General features: G+C 73.6%; 12 protein-coding genes and 1 pseudogene. 5 read left to right on the top strand and 8 right to left on the bottom strand.

The window, feature by feature from the left end:
- Positions 1-30: 30 nt before the first annotated feature.
- Complete coding sequence (locus AC4OXY_RS08000) at positions 31-963, bottom strand: LysR family transcriptional regulator (RefSeq protein WP_356024245.1); 933 nt, start codon at positions 961-963, stop codon at positions 31-33.
- Between the two features lie 182 nt (positions 964-1,145).
- On the opposite strand from AC4OXY_RS08000, the gene AC4OXY_RS07995 reads away from it, so the two are divergent.
- From AC4OXY_RS07995 to AC4OXY_RS07985, 3 genes and pseudogenes are all read left to right on the top strand, one after another.
- Positions 1,146-1,448 carry a muconolactone Delta-isomerase family protein gene (locus AC4OXY_RS07995; protein WP_362820065.1) on the top strand — a complete coding sequence of 101 codons (303 nt, stop codon included), beginning with the start codon at positions 1,146-1,148 and terminating at the stop codon, positions 1,446-1,448.
- An 82-nt stretch (positions 1,449-1,530) separates the two neighbouring features.
- Positions 1,531-2,775, top strand: coding sequence for a YbfB/YjiJ family MFS transporter (locus AC4OXY_RS07990; RefSeq protein WP_491993548.1), 1,245 nt, complete (start codon positions 1,531-1,533; stop codon positions 2,773-2,775).
- A gap of 78 nt (positions 2,776-2,853) precedes the next feature.
- Positions 2,854-3,948: pseudogene (locus AC4OXY_RS07985) on the top strand (CapA family protein); the annotation flags it as partial.
- A 26-nt stretch (positions 3,949-3,974) separates the two neighbouring features.
- Here AC4OXY_RS07985 and AC4OXY_RS07980 read toward each other — a convergent pair.
- Positions 3,975-4,634 carry a dienelactone hydrolase family protein gene (locus tag AC4OXY_RS07980; protein WP_402067299.1) on the bottom strand — a complete coding sequence of 220 codons (660 nt, stop codon included), beginning with the start codon at positions 4,632-4,634 and terminating at the stop codon, positions 3,975-3,977.
- A gap of 168 nt (positions 4,635-4,802) precedes the next feature.
- Here AC4OXY_RS07980 and AC4OXY_RS07975 point away from each other — a divergent pair, with 168 nt between their 5' ends.
- Both AC4OXY_RS07975 and AC4OXY_RS07970 read left to right on the top strand, forming a co-directional pair.
- Entirely contained in the window at positions 4,803-5,222 is a 420-nt protein-coding gene (locus AC4OXY_RS07975; protein WP_356024252.1) for a CBS domain-containing protein, read from the top strand.
- Between the two features lie 95 nt (positions 5,223-5,317).
- The gene (locus AC4OXY_RS07970; RefSeq protein ID WP_491993547.1) at positions 5,318-6,118 is read left to right on the top strand and encodes a GNAT family N-acetyltransferase; all 801 of its coding nucleotides are present in this window, start codon (positions 5,318-5,320) and stop codon (positions 6,116-6,118) included.
- A 9-nt stretch (positions 6,119-6,127) separates the two neighbouring features.
- On the opposite strand, the gene AC4OXY_RS07965 is transcribed toward AC4OXY_RS07970, so the two are convergent.
- The 6 genes from AC4OXY_RS07965 to AC4OXY_RS07940 all read right to left on the bottom strand — a co-directional run bounded on the left by AC4OXY_RS07965 (position 6,128) and on the right by AC4OXY_RS07940 (position 13,175).
- A complete protein-coding gene (locus tag AC4OXY_RS07965) occupies positions 6,128-7,771 on the bottom strand; it encodes an FAD-dependent monooxygenase (protein ID WP_376288178.1) in 1,644 nt (547 codons plus the stop codon).
- A gap of 85 nt (positions 7,772-7,856) precedes the next feature.
- Positions 7,857-8,699 (bottom strand): methyltransferase domain-containing protein, encoded by an 843-nt coding sequence (locus tag AC4OXY_RS07960; protein WP_356031765.1) that lies wholly within the window; start codon positions 8,697-8,699, stop codon positions 7,857-7,859.
- Positions 8,700-8,860: 161 nt separating this feature from the next.
- Positions 8,861-9,508 carry a dTDP-4-dehydrorhamnose 3,5-epimerase family protein gene (locus AC4OXY_RS07955; protein WP_491993546.1) on the bottom strand — a complete coding sequence of 216 codons (648 nt, stop codon included), beginning with the start codon at positions 9,506-9,508 and terminating at the stop codon, positions 8,861-8,863.
- Between the two features lie 82 nt (positions 9,509-9,590).
- Positions 9,591-10,700, bottom strand: a complete 1,110-nt coding sequence (locus tag AC4OXY_RS07950) for a DegT/DnrJ/EryC1/StrS family aminotransferase (protein WP_362820061.1) — start codon at positions 10,698-10,700, stop codon at positions 9,591-9,593.
- Positions 10,701-10,728: 28 nt separating this feature from the next.
- Positions 10,729-11,739, bottom strand: coding sequence for an NAD-dependent epimerase/dehydratase family protein (locus AC4OXY_RS07945; RefSeq protein ID WP_491993545.1), 1,011 nt, complete (start codon positions 11,737-11,739; stop codon positions 10,729-10,731).
- The gene (locus AC4OXY_RS07940; RefSeq protein ID WP_362820059.1) at positions 11,736-13,175 is read right to left on the bottom strand and encodes an NDP-hexose 2,3-dehydratase family protein; all 1,440 of its coding nucleotides are present in this window, start codon (positions 13,173-13,175) and stop codon (positions 11,736-11,738) included. Before AC4OXY_RS07940 ends, AC4OXY_RS07945 begins: the two co-directional genes overlap by 4 nt.
- Between the last annotated feature and the right edge of the window lie 62 nt (positions 13,176-13,237).

Raw genomic sequence — 13,237 nt, 5'->3', positions numbered from 1 at the left:
CAGCCGCACGCACGACGGTGCGCGCGGGTGTCATGCCCGCGCGCGCCGGTACGGATCGCCCTCGGGCAGCCAGGCGCCCGGGCCGTGGATGCCGAGGTCGCCCACGCCGTCGCGGAGGGCGTCGACCACGGCGAGCACCGCGGACCGGGCCTCGTCGGCGCGCCACACCACCGACCAGGTCCAGTGGACCTCCGGTCCCACCACGGGGCGCCGGACCAGGTCGGGCGGGAGCGGATTCGTCTGGCCCTTGGGGCAGTTGACGACCGGACGGTCACTGCGGCGCACGTGGTCGAAGAAGGCGGGGCCGGTGACGCCGCCGTCGCCGATGCGCACAGCACGCGCGCCCGTGTCCCTGGCCAGCTGCTCGGCGTAGACGTTCCAGGACGACCAGGACGTCACGTCGGCGTCGATGAGGACGGCGGTGTCCCCGGCCGCGACATCACCGGTGTCGGCACCGGCGGCGACGGCGTAGAGCCGGTCGGCGCCGATGAGCGCGGCCCGCAGACCGCGCCTCTCCAGGTCCTCGGTGCGCACCCAGCACACGGCCACGTCCAGGCCCCCCTCGGCGACCCGGGCCGCCTGGGTGTGGGAAGGGGCGACCCAGGCGTCCACATGGACCTGGGCCACCGCCGACGTGCGGGCGGTCAGGTCCGCCGGCAGCCAGTTGACGTATCCGAGCCGTACCGGTTCCGAGCCGGCCAGGGCACCCGCGTGGCGCTCCAGGTCCGCGGCCCGGGCCAGCAGGTCGCGCACCTGGGGGAGCAGCGCGGAGCCCGCCGGAGTGAGGGAGACCGAGCGGCGGTCGCGGTCGAAGAGGCGTACGCCGAGGTCGCGTTCGAGAACCTTGATCTGCTGGGAGAGGGAAGGGCCGGCGATCAGGAGCCGTGCGGCGGCCCGGCCGAAGTTCAGCTCTTCGGCGACCGCCACGAAGTACCGCAGTTGGCGCAGCTCCACGACGCTCATGCTACGGCCGGTAGGAGGCTCTGCCTATCAGAAGGGAGGAACCCGGTCGTGGCGCCCGGCCGGCGGCGGACGGACGATGAGGGAACGACGGTCCGGTGCCGGAGACCCGCGCACCTGGGCGCCGCAGCACCCGTGGCGCACCGGTTCGTGCCGGACGCCCCAGTGAACGGAGGAGCCGGGCCATGCGAGAGTTCCTGGTCGAGATCACCACGACCGTCCCCGAGGGCACGAGCCAGGACGAGGTCGACCGCCGGCGCGCGGCCGAGGCGGTCCGCGCCCGGGAACTGGCCGCCGCCGGCCGTCTGGCACGGCTGTGGCGCCCGGTCGGCGAGCTGCGCAGCATCGGCATCTGGCGCGCGGCCGACGAGGACGAGCTGCACGAGAAGGTGCTCGGCACCCTGCCGCTGCGTCCGTGGATGACCCTCGCCGTCACCGCGCTGGAGCCGCATCCCAACGACCCCGGCCGCGGAGTCGGCACCGAGTGACGCGTACGACACCTACGACACGCACGCCTTCCGATTCCCGTGTGGCCCTCGCGGCCCCGTATCGCCGGACGAGGACCCCTTCATGACCGTACGTCCCCTGCGCGCGGCCTCGCACCGAGGAAGCGGCTCCCTCCCCTCGCCCTGGGGTCATGTCGCCCGGGTCGCGGCGGCGCTCGCCGCGGGGATGGGGGTCGGCCGGTTCGTCTACACGCCGATCCTTCCCCTGATGCAGGCCCGGGCGGGGCTCTCCGCGGGCGCGGGAGCCGACCTGGCCACCGCCAACTACGCCGGCTATCTCGTGGGCGCGGTCGCGGGCATCCTGTGTCCCGCGCTGGTGCGCTCACCCGCCGTCCTGCGCGTCTGCCTGACCGCCTTGGCCGGCAGCCTGGCCGCCATGCCCGCCACCCACAGCACCGCGATGTGGACGGTGCTGCGGCTGTCGGCCGGGGTGGCGAGCGCGCTGATCTTCGTCATCGCGGTCAGCTCCCTCCTGGGCCACCTGCGCGAGCACCCGGCCCACCTGCCCGGCTGGGGCTTCGGCGGTGTCGGAGCCGGCATCGCGCTGTCCGGCCTGCTCGTCCTCGCGGTGCGCTCCGTCGCCGACTGGCGGGCCGCCTGGTACGCGGCGGCCGCGCTCGCCGCGCTGCTGGGCGCGGCGTCGTGGAACCTGCGCCCCGAGGCCCCCGCGCCGGCGGCCGTGCACCCGGGCGGGGACCCGGCCGGTGCGGCGCGGATGCGCACCCACCGCTGGTTCACGGCGCTGTTCGTCTCGTACACCCTGGAAGGCGTCGGCTACATCGTGGCCGGCACCTTCCTGGTGTCCGCGATCGAGCAGAGCACGCCGGGCCGGGTCGGCAGCGGAGCCTGGGTCCTGGTCGGGCTGGCGGCCGTACCGTCCTCGGCGCTGTGGGCCTGGCTCGGCCGCCGCCGGTCCCGGCCCGGCCTGTTGCTGGCCGCGCTCGTCGTCCAGGCGGTCGGCATCGCCCTGCCCGCCCTGACGACCTCGGCGGCGGCCGCACTGGTCTGCGCCGCCCTGTTCGGCGGGACCTTCATCGGCATCAGCACCCTGGCCCTCGCCATCGGGTCCCACCTGCGCTTCCCGCGTTCCGTCGCCCTGCTGACCGCCGGATACTCCGTCGGCCAGATCCTCGGTCCACTGGCCGTGGCACCCCTGCTCCGGCACGGCTACCACCAGGCACTGATGCTGGCCGCGGCCGTGGTCCTGGCCGCGGCCGCGGCAGCCGCCGTCCTGCGCATCGGCTTCCCGCAGCAGGTGACGCCGGCCCGGCCCACCCCCGCGGTCCGGGCGGGTGACCCGGCGCGGTGACCCCGGTCGCCCGGCCGTTCCCCGTCGGTAGACGTCCCGCAGCAACAGCGGGGGCTGCCGCCGTCCTAGGGTGGAGGTATGGGCGGCGGCACGGTGACGCTGTTCCTGTGCGGTGACGTGATGCTCGGGCGCGGCGTCGACCAGATCCTCCCGCACCCCGGAGACCCGGAGCTGCGCGAGGACTACGTCACGGACGCCCGGTCGTACGTCGAGCTGGCCGAGGCCGTCGGCGGACCCATCCCCGCGCCGGTCGGTCCCGCCTGGCCGTGGGGCGAGGCGCTGCCGCTGCTGGAGCGGGCCGCCCCGCACGTCCGGATCGTGAACCTGGAGACGGCCGTCACCCGCAGCGACGCGTTCGCCCCCGGCAAGGCGATCCACTACCGGATGCACCCGGACAACCTCCCCGCGCTGACCGTGGCCCGGCCCGACGTGTGCGTCCTGGCCAACAACCATGTGCTGGACTTCGGCCGGCCGGGGCTGGAGGAGACGCTGGACTCGCTGACCGGTGCGGGCCTGCGGGCCGCGGGCGCCGGGCGCGACGCCGAGGAGGCCCGCGCGCCCGCCGCGGTCCCCGCCGGGCCCGGCCGCCGCGTACTGGTCTTCGCCCTCGGCGCGCAGTCCAGCGGCATCCCGTCCGACTGGGCCGCGACCACCGACCGGCCGGGCGTCGCCCATGTCCGCGAGCTGTCGGCCGCGGCCGCCGGGGCCCTCGTACAGCGGGTGCGGGCCGCGCGGCGACCGGGCGACATCGTCGTCGTGTCGGTGCACTGGGGCGCCAACTGGGGCTACCACGTCCCCCCTGAGCAGGAACGCTTCGCGCACGCCCTGATCGACGGCGGTGTCGACCTCGTCCACGGGCACTCCTCGCACCACCCCCGCCCGGTCGAGGTGTACCGGGACCGGCTGATCCTCTACGGCTGCGGCGACTTCATCGACGACTACGAGGGCATCTCCGGCTACGAGCGGTACCGCGACGACCTCCGACTCGGGCACCTCGTCTCGGTGGACGCGGACACCGGGGCCCTCGCCGGGGCGCGGATGATCCCCCTGCGGGCGCGGCGGATGCGGCTGGAGCACGCCGGGGCCGAGGACCGCGCGTGGCTGCGCGCGACCCTCGCCCGGATCAGCCACGGCGTACAGGTCGACGAGCGGCGCGACGGCACGCTCGGCCTCGTACTCCGGCGGCCGCCCGGTGACCCTCACTCCGGCGGCGCCGCGCGCAGGCGCTCCGCGCACCACTCCCGGACCGTGTCGGCGACCTGCTCCAGCGCGCCGGGTTCCTCGAACAGGTGGGTCGCGCCCGGGATGACGCGCACGGCGTACGGAACCTGGAGGCGGCGCGCGGCCTCCTCGTTGAGCCGCAGCACCTCGTGGTCCTGGCCGCCGACGACGAGCAGGACGGGCGCGCGTACGGCGGGCAGCGCGGCGCCCGCCAGATCGGGGCGCCCGCCCCGCGAGACGACGGTCAGGACGCCCGCGGGGCGCTCGGCCGCGGCCTGGAGGGCGGCGGCCGCGCCCGTGCTGGCGCCGAAGAGGACGACGGGCAGGTCACGGGTGCCGGGCCGGGCGCCGAGCCACTCCATCGCGGCCACCAGGCGACGCCCCAGCAGCGCGATGTCGAAGCGGTGCTCGCCGGTCACGACGTCCCGCTGTTCCTCCTCGGCGGTGAGCAGATCGATCAGCAAGGTGCCCAGCCCGGACTCGCGCAGCGCGGCGGCCACGGCCTGGTTGCGCGGACTGTGCCGCGAACTGCCGCTGCCGTGCGCGAACAGCACCACGGCCGGCGCGGCGTCCGGCACCACCAGATCACCAGGGAGCGCGGCGCCGTCGGCGGGCACCACGACCGTCTCGGACATCATGGTCATTGGTCATCGACTTCCCCAGGGGACTACGACGGTTCTCGGCCGTCTCCTGCGACTTCCTGCACCTCTCAGGTACCCCGGCGCACGTCCGGGTACCGATTGAAAGCCCAACAGGACATCGCGACGTACGCGGGTGCACGCTGGCTGGGGATGGAGGGAACAGCGATGACTACTGCGAAGGACATCATGCACCCGGGTGCCCAGTGGGTGCCCCGGTACGAGACGCTGGACCGCGCGGCACAGCTGATGCGGGACCACGGAGTGGGCGCGCTTCCGGTCAGCGACCCCGAGAACGGTGACCGCATGTGCGGCATCATCACCGACCGTGACATCGTGGTGAAGTGCGTGGCCGCGGGTCACGACCCCGCGAAGGTGACGTGCGCGGAGATCTGCGAGGGCACACCCCGCTGGATCGACGCCGCCGCCGACATCAAGGACGCCCTGCGGGAGATGGAAGGCCGCCAGATCAAGCGTCTGCCGGTGGTCGAGAACAAGCGTGTGGTCGGCATGATCAGCGAGGCCGACATCGCCCGGAACCTGAGCGAGGGACAGCGCGCGGAGTTCGTGCAGCGGGTGTACGCCTAGAGCGACCACGTGGTCGTCGATGGTGTCCGTGCCCGGCACCGACGGGTCGGTCCCGTCGTTGGGCCTGGTGACCGTGGTGTCACCGAGGAGGCCTGATGAGGGATCGTACGGAAGCCATCGAATCCATGGAGCAACTCGCGCTGGTCTGGCGCGCGATGGTGCTCGACCGGGACCCGCACGCCGATGTGCGGGACCTTCCGGGCATCGCCGTGCGCTGGGCCGACTCCCGGTTCGCGTTCTGGAACTGCGTCACGCTCACCGAGGTCGACGCGGACCCGGCGCTGCTCGGCCGACGCCTGGTCCAGGCGGCGGACATCATGCGCGCCAAGAAGCAGCCCGGGTTCCTGTGGCTGTTCGACGACCTCCTCGGCGACGAGGCGCGCGCGGGAGTGCGGTCGGCGGCCGAGAAGGCGGGCCTCGCCTACGGCTTCCCCGGTACGGGCATGGCCGCAGACCTCCTGCCCGTCCCCGAGCCGTCCCACCCCGACCTGACCTTCGCCCGCGTCACCACGGAGGAACAGCTCCGGGCGTATGCGGACCTGAACTCACGCGCCTACGGCTTCCCGCTGGAGCACGGCCGTGACGGGCTCCTCGGCTCCACGCTGTGGAAGAGCCGGGTGCACGCCTACCTCGGTCTGCGCGACGGCGTCCCGGTGACCTGCGCCGGCACCGTGGAGGCCGACGGCCGGCTCTTCGTCGCACTCGTCGCCACCGCCCCGGAATGGGAGCGGCGCGGCTACGGCGAGGCGGTGACGCGCAAGGCCCTGTACGAGGGCGCCAGGGCGACCGGGCTGACCCGGGCCACCTTGCACGCTACGGCGGCCGGTGCGCCCGTCTACCCCCGCATCGGCTTCCGGCCGAACTCGCCGATGGGCTTCTACGGCCTGAAGGTGTGACGACACCCCCTAACCCCCCTTGCCGGTGAGCACGGCCTCGGCCCGGTCGCCGCGCACCGTGTCGACGAACGCCCCGGGGTCGTCGGGAAGTTCGTCGCCGCGCCAGGCCACGTGGCCGTCCGGGCGGACCAGCACGAAGGACCGTTCGTAGAGCGTGGCGGCCGCTCCGCCCGCCCCGGCGTGTATCGTCAGCGGAACGCCCCGGCCGGCGAACGCACGCTCCACGTCCGGGAGCCGGCCCGCCCCGGCGAAGCACAGCAGGGCGAAGCCGCGCCCGAACAGGTCGAGCGTGGAGGTGGTGGCGTCCCACCAGGTGTGCGCGGCGCGGTAGCCGGGCTCGCTGCCGGGGCGCCAGTCCGGGCCCGGCTTTCCGTGGCGTACCGGCACCCGGGGGTCCTCGATGATGGCGGGCGAGCGGTAGCGCAGTCCGAAGTGGATCTCCGGGGCGTCGAACTCCCGCTGCGCGCCGCTGTCTTCGAGCACCCTGGCCGTACGGCTGCGGGCCAGCTCGCCCTCGGGCCCGTCGAGGTGGATCTCGGGCGGCACCTGCCTGCGCATGGTGCGCTGCAGATTGACGTTGGCCTCCTTGAGGCTCGCCACGGCGATCGGCCGGCGCTCGGCGTCGTAGGTGTCGAGGAGCGACTGTCCGGCCCAGCCGTTCAGGGCGGCGGCGAGTTTCCAGCCGAGGTCGGCGGCGTCGCCGATGCCGGTGTTGAGCCCGAAGCCGCCGGAGGGCGACAGCGTGTGCGCGGCGTCGCCGGCGAGGAAGACGCGCCCGGCCCGGTACCGGTCGGCGACGCGGTGGGTGAGGTGCCACTCGCCGTCGCTCAGCAGCTCCACCGGGGTGTCGAAGGCGAGGGCGTCGCGGATCAGCGTCACCGGGTCGCAGCGGTCGGCGGTGTCGCCCGCGGCCACCACCAGGTTGTACAGGTCACTGCCGTTGAGCGAGCGCATGGGGAAGCGCAGCGTGGACGACAGCATGAGGAAGTAGACGAGCGCGGCCCGGTCGCCGAGCCGCTTGTTGAGTTCGGGGGCGCGGAAGAGGATGTTGCGGAACACCTGGGTGCGGTGGCGCGCCGGCGCGTCGATGCCGCAGGCCTGGCGGATCGGGGAGGAGGCACCGTCGCAGGCGACCAGATAGCGCGCCCGGACCGTGCCGGTCGTGCCGGTGGCGTGGTCGGTGACGTCGGCCGCGACGTGGTCCTCGGTCTGCCGGACCCGGTCGACCGTCGTCCGCAGCCGCAGGGGACCGTCCGGATGGACGCCCACGGCCCTGGTCAGCACCGGGTTCAGCCAGTGGGCCGGGCACATCTGGTCCGGCTCGGGGGTGTGCGTGAAGGCGGGCCGGTTCCCGGCGGTGCCCCGGCGGTAACGGTAGACCTCGTGGCCGCCGACCCGGGTGACCCAGGCGATGTCCAGGGGGTGGTCGGCCGGCCAGCCGGCGCCGCGGACGGCGTCCGCGACACCCCAGCGGCGGAACAGCTCCATCGAGCGCGGGCCGATCGTGCTCACCTTGGGGTGCCGGACCTGTCCGTCACCGGCGTCGATGACCAGGCAGTCGATCCCGCGGTACGCCAGGTCCAGCGCGAGCGCCATTCCGACGGGGCCGCCGCCCACGATCAGCACGTCGGTCCGCTCGTCGGAACGCGTCATGTCCTGCCTGCCTTTCGTGCGTGGGTCCGTTCCCGGTGGGGCGGGCGGGTCGGGCGGCCCGGGGCCGGCCGCCCGACACGCCGGATCAGGGTCGTTCCGCGCTGGCCAGCAGGCAGCCGAAGGTGTCGACGCCGGCCAGGTCGGCGGGGTGGAACGCGTCCTCGGAGAAGGCGAAGTTGCTCTCGACCATGGCCTCGGGACGCTCGTCGGGACGCGCCGTCTTCAGCAGTTCGTGGCCGGTGCGCAGGGTGGTCTGCTCCGTGACGTCGAGCACGGCGCGCGGCCGCAGGCCGGAACGGCGCAGCAGCCCGATGTAGTCGTCGAGGTCCGCCATGGTCGCCATGAGGTCGCGGCAGAACTTCTCGACGCCCGGGTGCCTGGCCTGCCCGCGCGGGCCGCGGTCGAACACGTCGGTCAGGACGAGCCGGCCGCCGGGGACCAGCACACGGCCGATCTCGGTGAGAACCCGCTGCCGGTCGGGCATGTGGCAGAGCGACTCCAGCGCCATCACGGCGTCGAACGACCGGTCCGGGAAGGGCAGTCGCATCGCGTCTCCGTGCCGGAACACGGCCCGGTCGGCCACCCCGGCCTCGGCCGCCAGCCGGTTGGCGGTCTTGATCTGCTCCTCGCTGATGCTGATGCCGGTCACCCGCGCACCCGTGCGGTCCACCACCCGCAGACCGGGACCGCCCACCCCGCAGCCCAGGTCGAGCACATGGGAGGTGGCGTCCACCTTCAGGTGCTCGATGAACACGTCGGTGAGCCGGTCCATCGCCTCCTCGATCGTGGCGTCGGAGTCCGGGGTGTCCCAGTAGCCGATGTGCACGTTGGTGTTGAAGGTGCCGTCCTTCATCGCGTTCAGCGTCAGCTGGTCGTACAGCTTGCCGACGGCTCCCGGCACCGGCAGGGTCTGGGCGGAATCGGTCATGGCTGTGGCCTTTCTGATCGGGGCTGGTCGGGATCCACGAGATCGGCGCTCCGCCAGCATCGGGCCGCGCGGGCGGCCGGGCGGCACGGCGGAGGAAAACCCGCTCATTCACGCGGGGGGCGCGGGCCGGCTCCACCACGACCGGGTGAGCCGGACCTCGCTCACCCCATGCGTGCCCGGGACGGTTGGGGGATGTGATCCGTGCGCGGGTGGGACCACGCGGCCTCGATCTGCGCGCACCGGGCGTGGTCCGGCAGCAGGCCCCGCTCGTGCGCCTCGGCGAGCGTGGGCGCCGCCCGGTCCCGGCCGGACAGGACCGGTTCGGCCACCCCGGTCAGGGGCAGCCCGAGGGCCGGGTCCAGCACGGACAGGGCGAGTTCGTGCTCCGGTACGTAGCTCTCGGAGAGCAGGTACGACATGACGGTGTCGTCCTCCAGCGCCACGAACGCGTGCCCCACCCCCACGGGCAGATACGAGGCGCGGTGGTCCCGCTGGTCCATCAGCACCGCGTCCCAGCGGCCGAACGTGGGCGAACCCACCCTGATGTCGACCACGATGTCCAGGGCCCGGCCGCGGGCGCAGTACACGTACTTCGCGGTGCCGGGCGGGGTCACGGTGTAGTGGATCCCGCGCACCACACCACGCCGGGACACACTGTGGTTGGACTGCGCGACGCGGAACAGCGGACCCCCGCGCGCCTCGGTGAACGCCTGCTGCTGGAACGGCGAGAGGAACAGGCCCCGGTCGTCGGGAAAGACCCGCGGGGCGAACTCGATGGCTCCCTGGACGGCGAGTACGCGTGCTTTCATGTGCGCTCTCTCGTGGCTCGGTGTACGTCTCGGTGTACGGCTCGGTGAACAGCTGGGCGGAGTAAGGGAGTTCGGCGGGGCGTCACAGCGTGCTCAGCACCTCGCGCAGCGCGTGCACGACCTTGTCCTGGAGGTCCTGGGGGAGCGCCGGATACATCGGCAGCGAGAAGATCTCGCCGGCCAGCGCCTCGGTGACCGGGAGCGAGCCGGTGGCGTAGCCGAGGTGGGCGAACCCGGTCATGGTGTGCACCGGCCACGGATAGCTGATGTTGAGGTGGATGTCGTACGCCTTGAGGCGTTCGACGATGTCGTCGCGCCGGGGGTGGCGCACGACGTACACGTAGTACACGTGGTCGTTGCCCGGGGTGGTGCGCGGCAGCCGCAGTCCGGTGCCGGCGAGGCCCTCGGCGTAGCGCCGGGCGACGGCCCGGCGGCCCGCGATGTAGGCGTCGAGCCGCCTCAGTTTGCGGCGCAGGATCTCCGCCTGGACCTCGTCCAGACGGCTGTTGTGGGCGGGCGTCTCCAGCGTGTAGTAGCGGTCCTCCATGCCGTAGTGGCGCAGCCGCCGCAGCCGGGCCGCCACGTCCTCGTCCGAGGTGAGCACCGCGCCGCCGTCGCCGTACGCGCCGAGGACCTTGGTCGGATAGAAGGAGAAGGCCGCCACGGCGCCCGTCGTGCCCGCCAGGGTGCCGCGCTGCCGGGCGCCGTGGGCCTGGGCGCAGTCCTCCAGCACGGCCAGCCCGTGCCGGTCGGCCAGCTCCGTCAGCGGTGCCAGGTCGGCGCACTGGCCATACAGGTGCACCGGCAGCAGGCAGCGGGTGCGTTCGGTGATCGCGTCCGCCACCTGGGCGGTGTCCATGAGGAAGTCGTCCTCGCGGACGTCGACGAAGACGGGAGTGGCGCCCGTGGCGTCGATGGCGACGACGGTCGGTGCCGCCGTGTTCGAGACCGTGATCACCTCGTCGCCCGGTCCGACGCCCAGGGCCTGGAGCCCGAGCTTGATCGCGTTCGTGCCGTTGTCGACTCCGACGCAGTGACCCACCCCGTGGTAGGCGGCGTACTCCTCCTCGAAGCCGCGCACGCTCGCGCCGAGCACGAGCTGCCCGGAGGCGAAGACGGTCCGTACCGCGTCGAGGATGTCCGGATGCTCGCTCTCGTACTCCGTCAGGTAGTCCCAAACACGTGTGGTCATGTCCTGCCAGCCTTTCCGGAAACGGATGTCAGTGCTGCTCGTCCTGCTGCCGGGCCAGGGCGTCGACCGTGCGCCGCACCCCTTCGGGCAGGGAGATGCGCGGGTGCCAGCCGGTGGCCGCGCGGAACGGGGCGGAGTCGATCGTCACGCTGCGGAAGTCCGTCACGGGCGCGTGCGCGGGCGGCTCCACGCACTCCACCGCGACCGCGCGCCGCCCGGTGCGCTCGGCCACGGTCCGCGCGATGAGCCGGAAGGCGTCGCCGAGCGCGTCGCCCCGGCCCGCGCCGATCAGATGGCGGCCGCCCACCAGCGCCTCCGGGCGGTCGAGCGCGGCCGTGAACGCGTCGGCGACATCCTCGACATGGACCAGATCGCGCCGGACCGTGCCGTCGTGCCACATGGTCAGCGGCCGGCCGGCGAGCGCCTGCCGCACCATGGCCGACACCACGCCGCGGTCCCCGGCACCGCCCGCCGCGCTCTCCCCGAACACCGTGGGCAGCCGCAGCCCGACACCGCGCACCCGGCCCTCGGCCGTCGCCTTCAGCAGGATCTGCTCCGCCGCCAGCTTCTGCCGGTCGTAGGCGGTCTGCGGACGGTCGGGCTCGCTGCCGTCGAGCGGCTCCCGCGGCGGCACGCCGACCTGCGAGGCGGCACCGCCGTACAGCACCAGCGCGGGCGGCCCGCCGGCGTGCCCCGGGCCCCGTGCGCCGAGCACGTCGACGAGGTCCCGCATCACACCCACGTTGACGCGTTCGGCCGCCGGATCCGACTCCGCCGCCCGCCAGCCGCCGTCCCCCAGCAGCAGATGCACCACCACGTCCGCACCCGCGACCGCCCGGGCGAGCTCCGCGCGGTCGGTGACGTCGGCGGTGACGACGGTGATCTCGGCCGGGCCGGGGACGACGGGACTCGGCCTGCGCGCCACGGCCCGCAGCCGGACCGGGCGCGACGCCAGCGCGCGCAGGACGGCCGAACCCACGAAGCCCGAGGCACCGAGCACGCTGATCAGCGGGGCGGGGGCCGGTGCGGTGCCCGTCATGTCACGTCCCTTCCCGGCGGCCGCGCCGCGACCGCGTTGAGGCAGGCCAGCAGGGTGCGGGCCTGCACGTTGAGGTAGTGCCCGTGCCGGGTCAGCGCCCGGAGCTGGGCGGGGGTGGCCCAGAAGAAGCCGGGGGGAGGGTCGAGCGGGGCCTCGGCCGCGCCCGCGTCCACGGCGAGATAGCGGCTGCGGGCGTGCAGGAAACGCCCGCCCTCCTCCGACTGGATCGCCTGGTAGCGGATGCGCGACGGGTCGGCGCCCAGGACCGTGTCGAGGAACGGCGGCCGGTCCGCCACCGGCAGATGGGCGTAGTTGCCCGGCGTGCACTGCACGGTCGGGGCCAGCTCGACCGTGTCCAGGAACCCGCCCTCCGCACGGGCGTTGACCAGCACGTGCGCCACCCCGCCGAACTCACGGACGAGGAACGCCGCGACCCCCGGACCCACGGGTTCGAGCAACGGCTGGGTCCAGTTGACGTTCTCGCGGTTGCTGCCCCGCACGGAGACGGCGACCACCCTGAAGTAGCGGCCGTGTTCGTGCTCGATCGCCTCCACCCCGTGCTTCCAGCCGCGCACGGCGGCGAGCGGAATGCGCTGCGCGCGCACGTCGTGCCGGGAGCGCTCTCCGGTGAACCAGGACAGCAACCGCCCGTCGGAGTGCAGCGCACCGGGCGCCGTGTCCGGGTACGGGACACAGGACAGCACGCTCCGCGCGTTCATGTTGATCAGGTCGTCCTCGTGCAGCAGAGCGGCGATCTGACCGAGGGTGAGCCAGCGGAAGTCGGCCGACGCGGCGACCTCGCCGGTGGTCTCCACGACCATGTTGCGGTTGCACTTGTGGAAGAACCACGAGCCCTGCTCCGACTGGAGGACGTCGACGACGACCCGGTCGGGATCGGGCCGCACGAAGTGGTCGAGGAGCCGGACGTCCGTACCCCGGTGCGCCCGGGTGTAGTTGCTGCGGGTGGCCTGCACGGTGGGGGACAGCTGGAGCAGATTGCGGTTGCCCGGCTCCATCTTGGCCTGCATCAGGAAGTGCAGCACCCCGTCGAACTCCTTGGCCAGGATGCCCAGGATGCCCACCTCGGGCTGTCTGATGACCGGCTGCTGCCACTCCCGGTGGGGCCCGTCGCCGTGCGGCCCGTCGTGCTCCACCACGTGCAGGCCCTCGACCGTGAAGAAGCGTCCGCTGCGATGCACGAGATTGCCCGTGCCCCGCTCGAACCGCCACTCGCCCAGCTCGCCGAACGGGATCCGCTCCACCCGGAACTCGCCCGCCGCCCGGCGCTCGGCGAGCCAGGCGTGCACCTCCTCGGTCCGCAGCTGCGCCCCGCGGTGGGTCGCCGCCGACACGGCGATACGGTCGATCAGCCCCGGGTCCTCGCGGGGACGTACGGCGGCCGGAGAGGCGGCAGGGGGGCCGAGACACGACGACATCGAAGAACTCCCTGTCTGCGGACGACGGAGGCGGGCAACAGAGGTGGGTAAAGGGGTGGGCA

The sequence above is a fragment of the Streptomyces sp. HUAS MG56 genome (genome assembly GCF_058673395.1).
The sequence above is the reverse complement of the archived record's forward strand: the minus strand, read 5'-3'. Positions and strand labels throughout refer to the sequence as shown.

Excerpts from the sequence above, each read along its gene's own strand:
- AC4OXY_RS08000 (WP_356024245.1), bottom strand. The coding sequence starts at position 963 with ATGAGCGTCGTGGAGCTGCGCCAACTGCGGTACTTCGTGGCGGTCGCC.
- AC4OXY_RS07995 (WP_362820065.1), top strand. The coding sequence starts at position 1,146 with ATGCGAGAGTTCCTGGTCGAGATCACCACGACCGTCCCCGAGGGCACG.
- AC4OXY_RS07990 (WP_491993548.1), top strand. The coding sequence starts at position 1,531 with ATGACCGTACGTCCCCTGCGCGCGGCCTCGCACCGAGGAAGCGGCTCC.
- AC4OXY_RS07980 (WP_402067299.1), bottom strand. The coding sequence starts at position 4,634 with ATGATGTCCGAGACGGTCGTGGTGCCCGCCGACGGCGCCGCGCTCCCT.
- AC4OXY_RS07975 (WP_356024252.1), top strand. The coding sequence starts at position 4,803 with ATGACTACTGCGAAGGACATCATGCACCCGGGTGCCCAGTGGGTGCCC.
- AC4OXY_RS07970 (WP_491993547.1), top strand. The coding sequence starts at position 5,318 with ATGAGGGATCGTACGGAAGCCATCGAATCCATGGAGCAACTCGCGCTG.
- AC4OXY_RS07965 (WP_376288178.1), bottom strand. The coding sequence starts at position 7,771 with ATGACGCGTTCCGACGAGCGGACCGACGTGCTGATCGTGGGCGGCGGC.
- AC4OXY_RS07960 (WP_356031765.1), bottom strand. The coding sequence starts at position 8,699 with ATGACCGATTCCGCCCAGACCCTGCCGGTGCCGGGAGCCGTCGGCAAG.
- AC4OXY_RS07955 (WP_491993546.1), bottom strand. The coding sequence starts at position 9,508 with ATGAAAGCACGCGTACTCGCCGTCCAGGGAGCCATCGAGTTCGCCCCG.
- AC4OXY_RS07950 (WP_362820061.1), bottom strand. The coding sequence starts at position 10,700 with ATGACCACACGTGTTTGGGACTACCTGACGGAGTACGAGAGCGAGCAT.
- AC4OXY_RS07945 (WP_491993545.1), bottom strand. The coding sequence starts at position 11,739 with ATGACGGGCACCGCACCGGCCCCCGCCCCGCTGATCAGCGTGCTCGGT.
- AC4OXY_RS07940 (WP_362820059.1), bottom strand. The coding sequence starts at position 13,175 with ATGTCGTCGTGTCTCGGCCCCCCTGCCGCCTCTCCGGCCGCCGTACGT.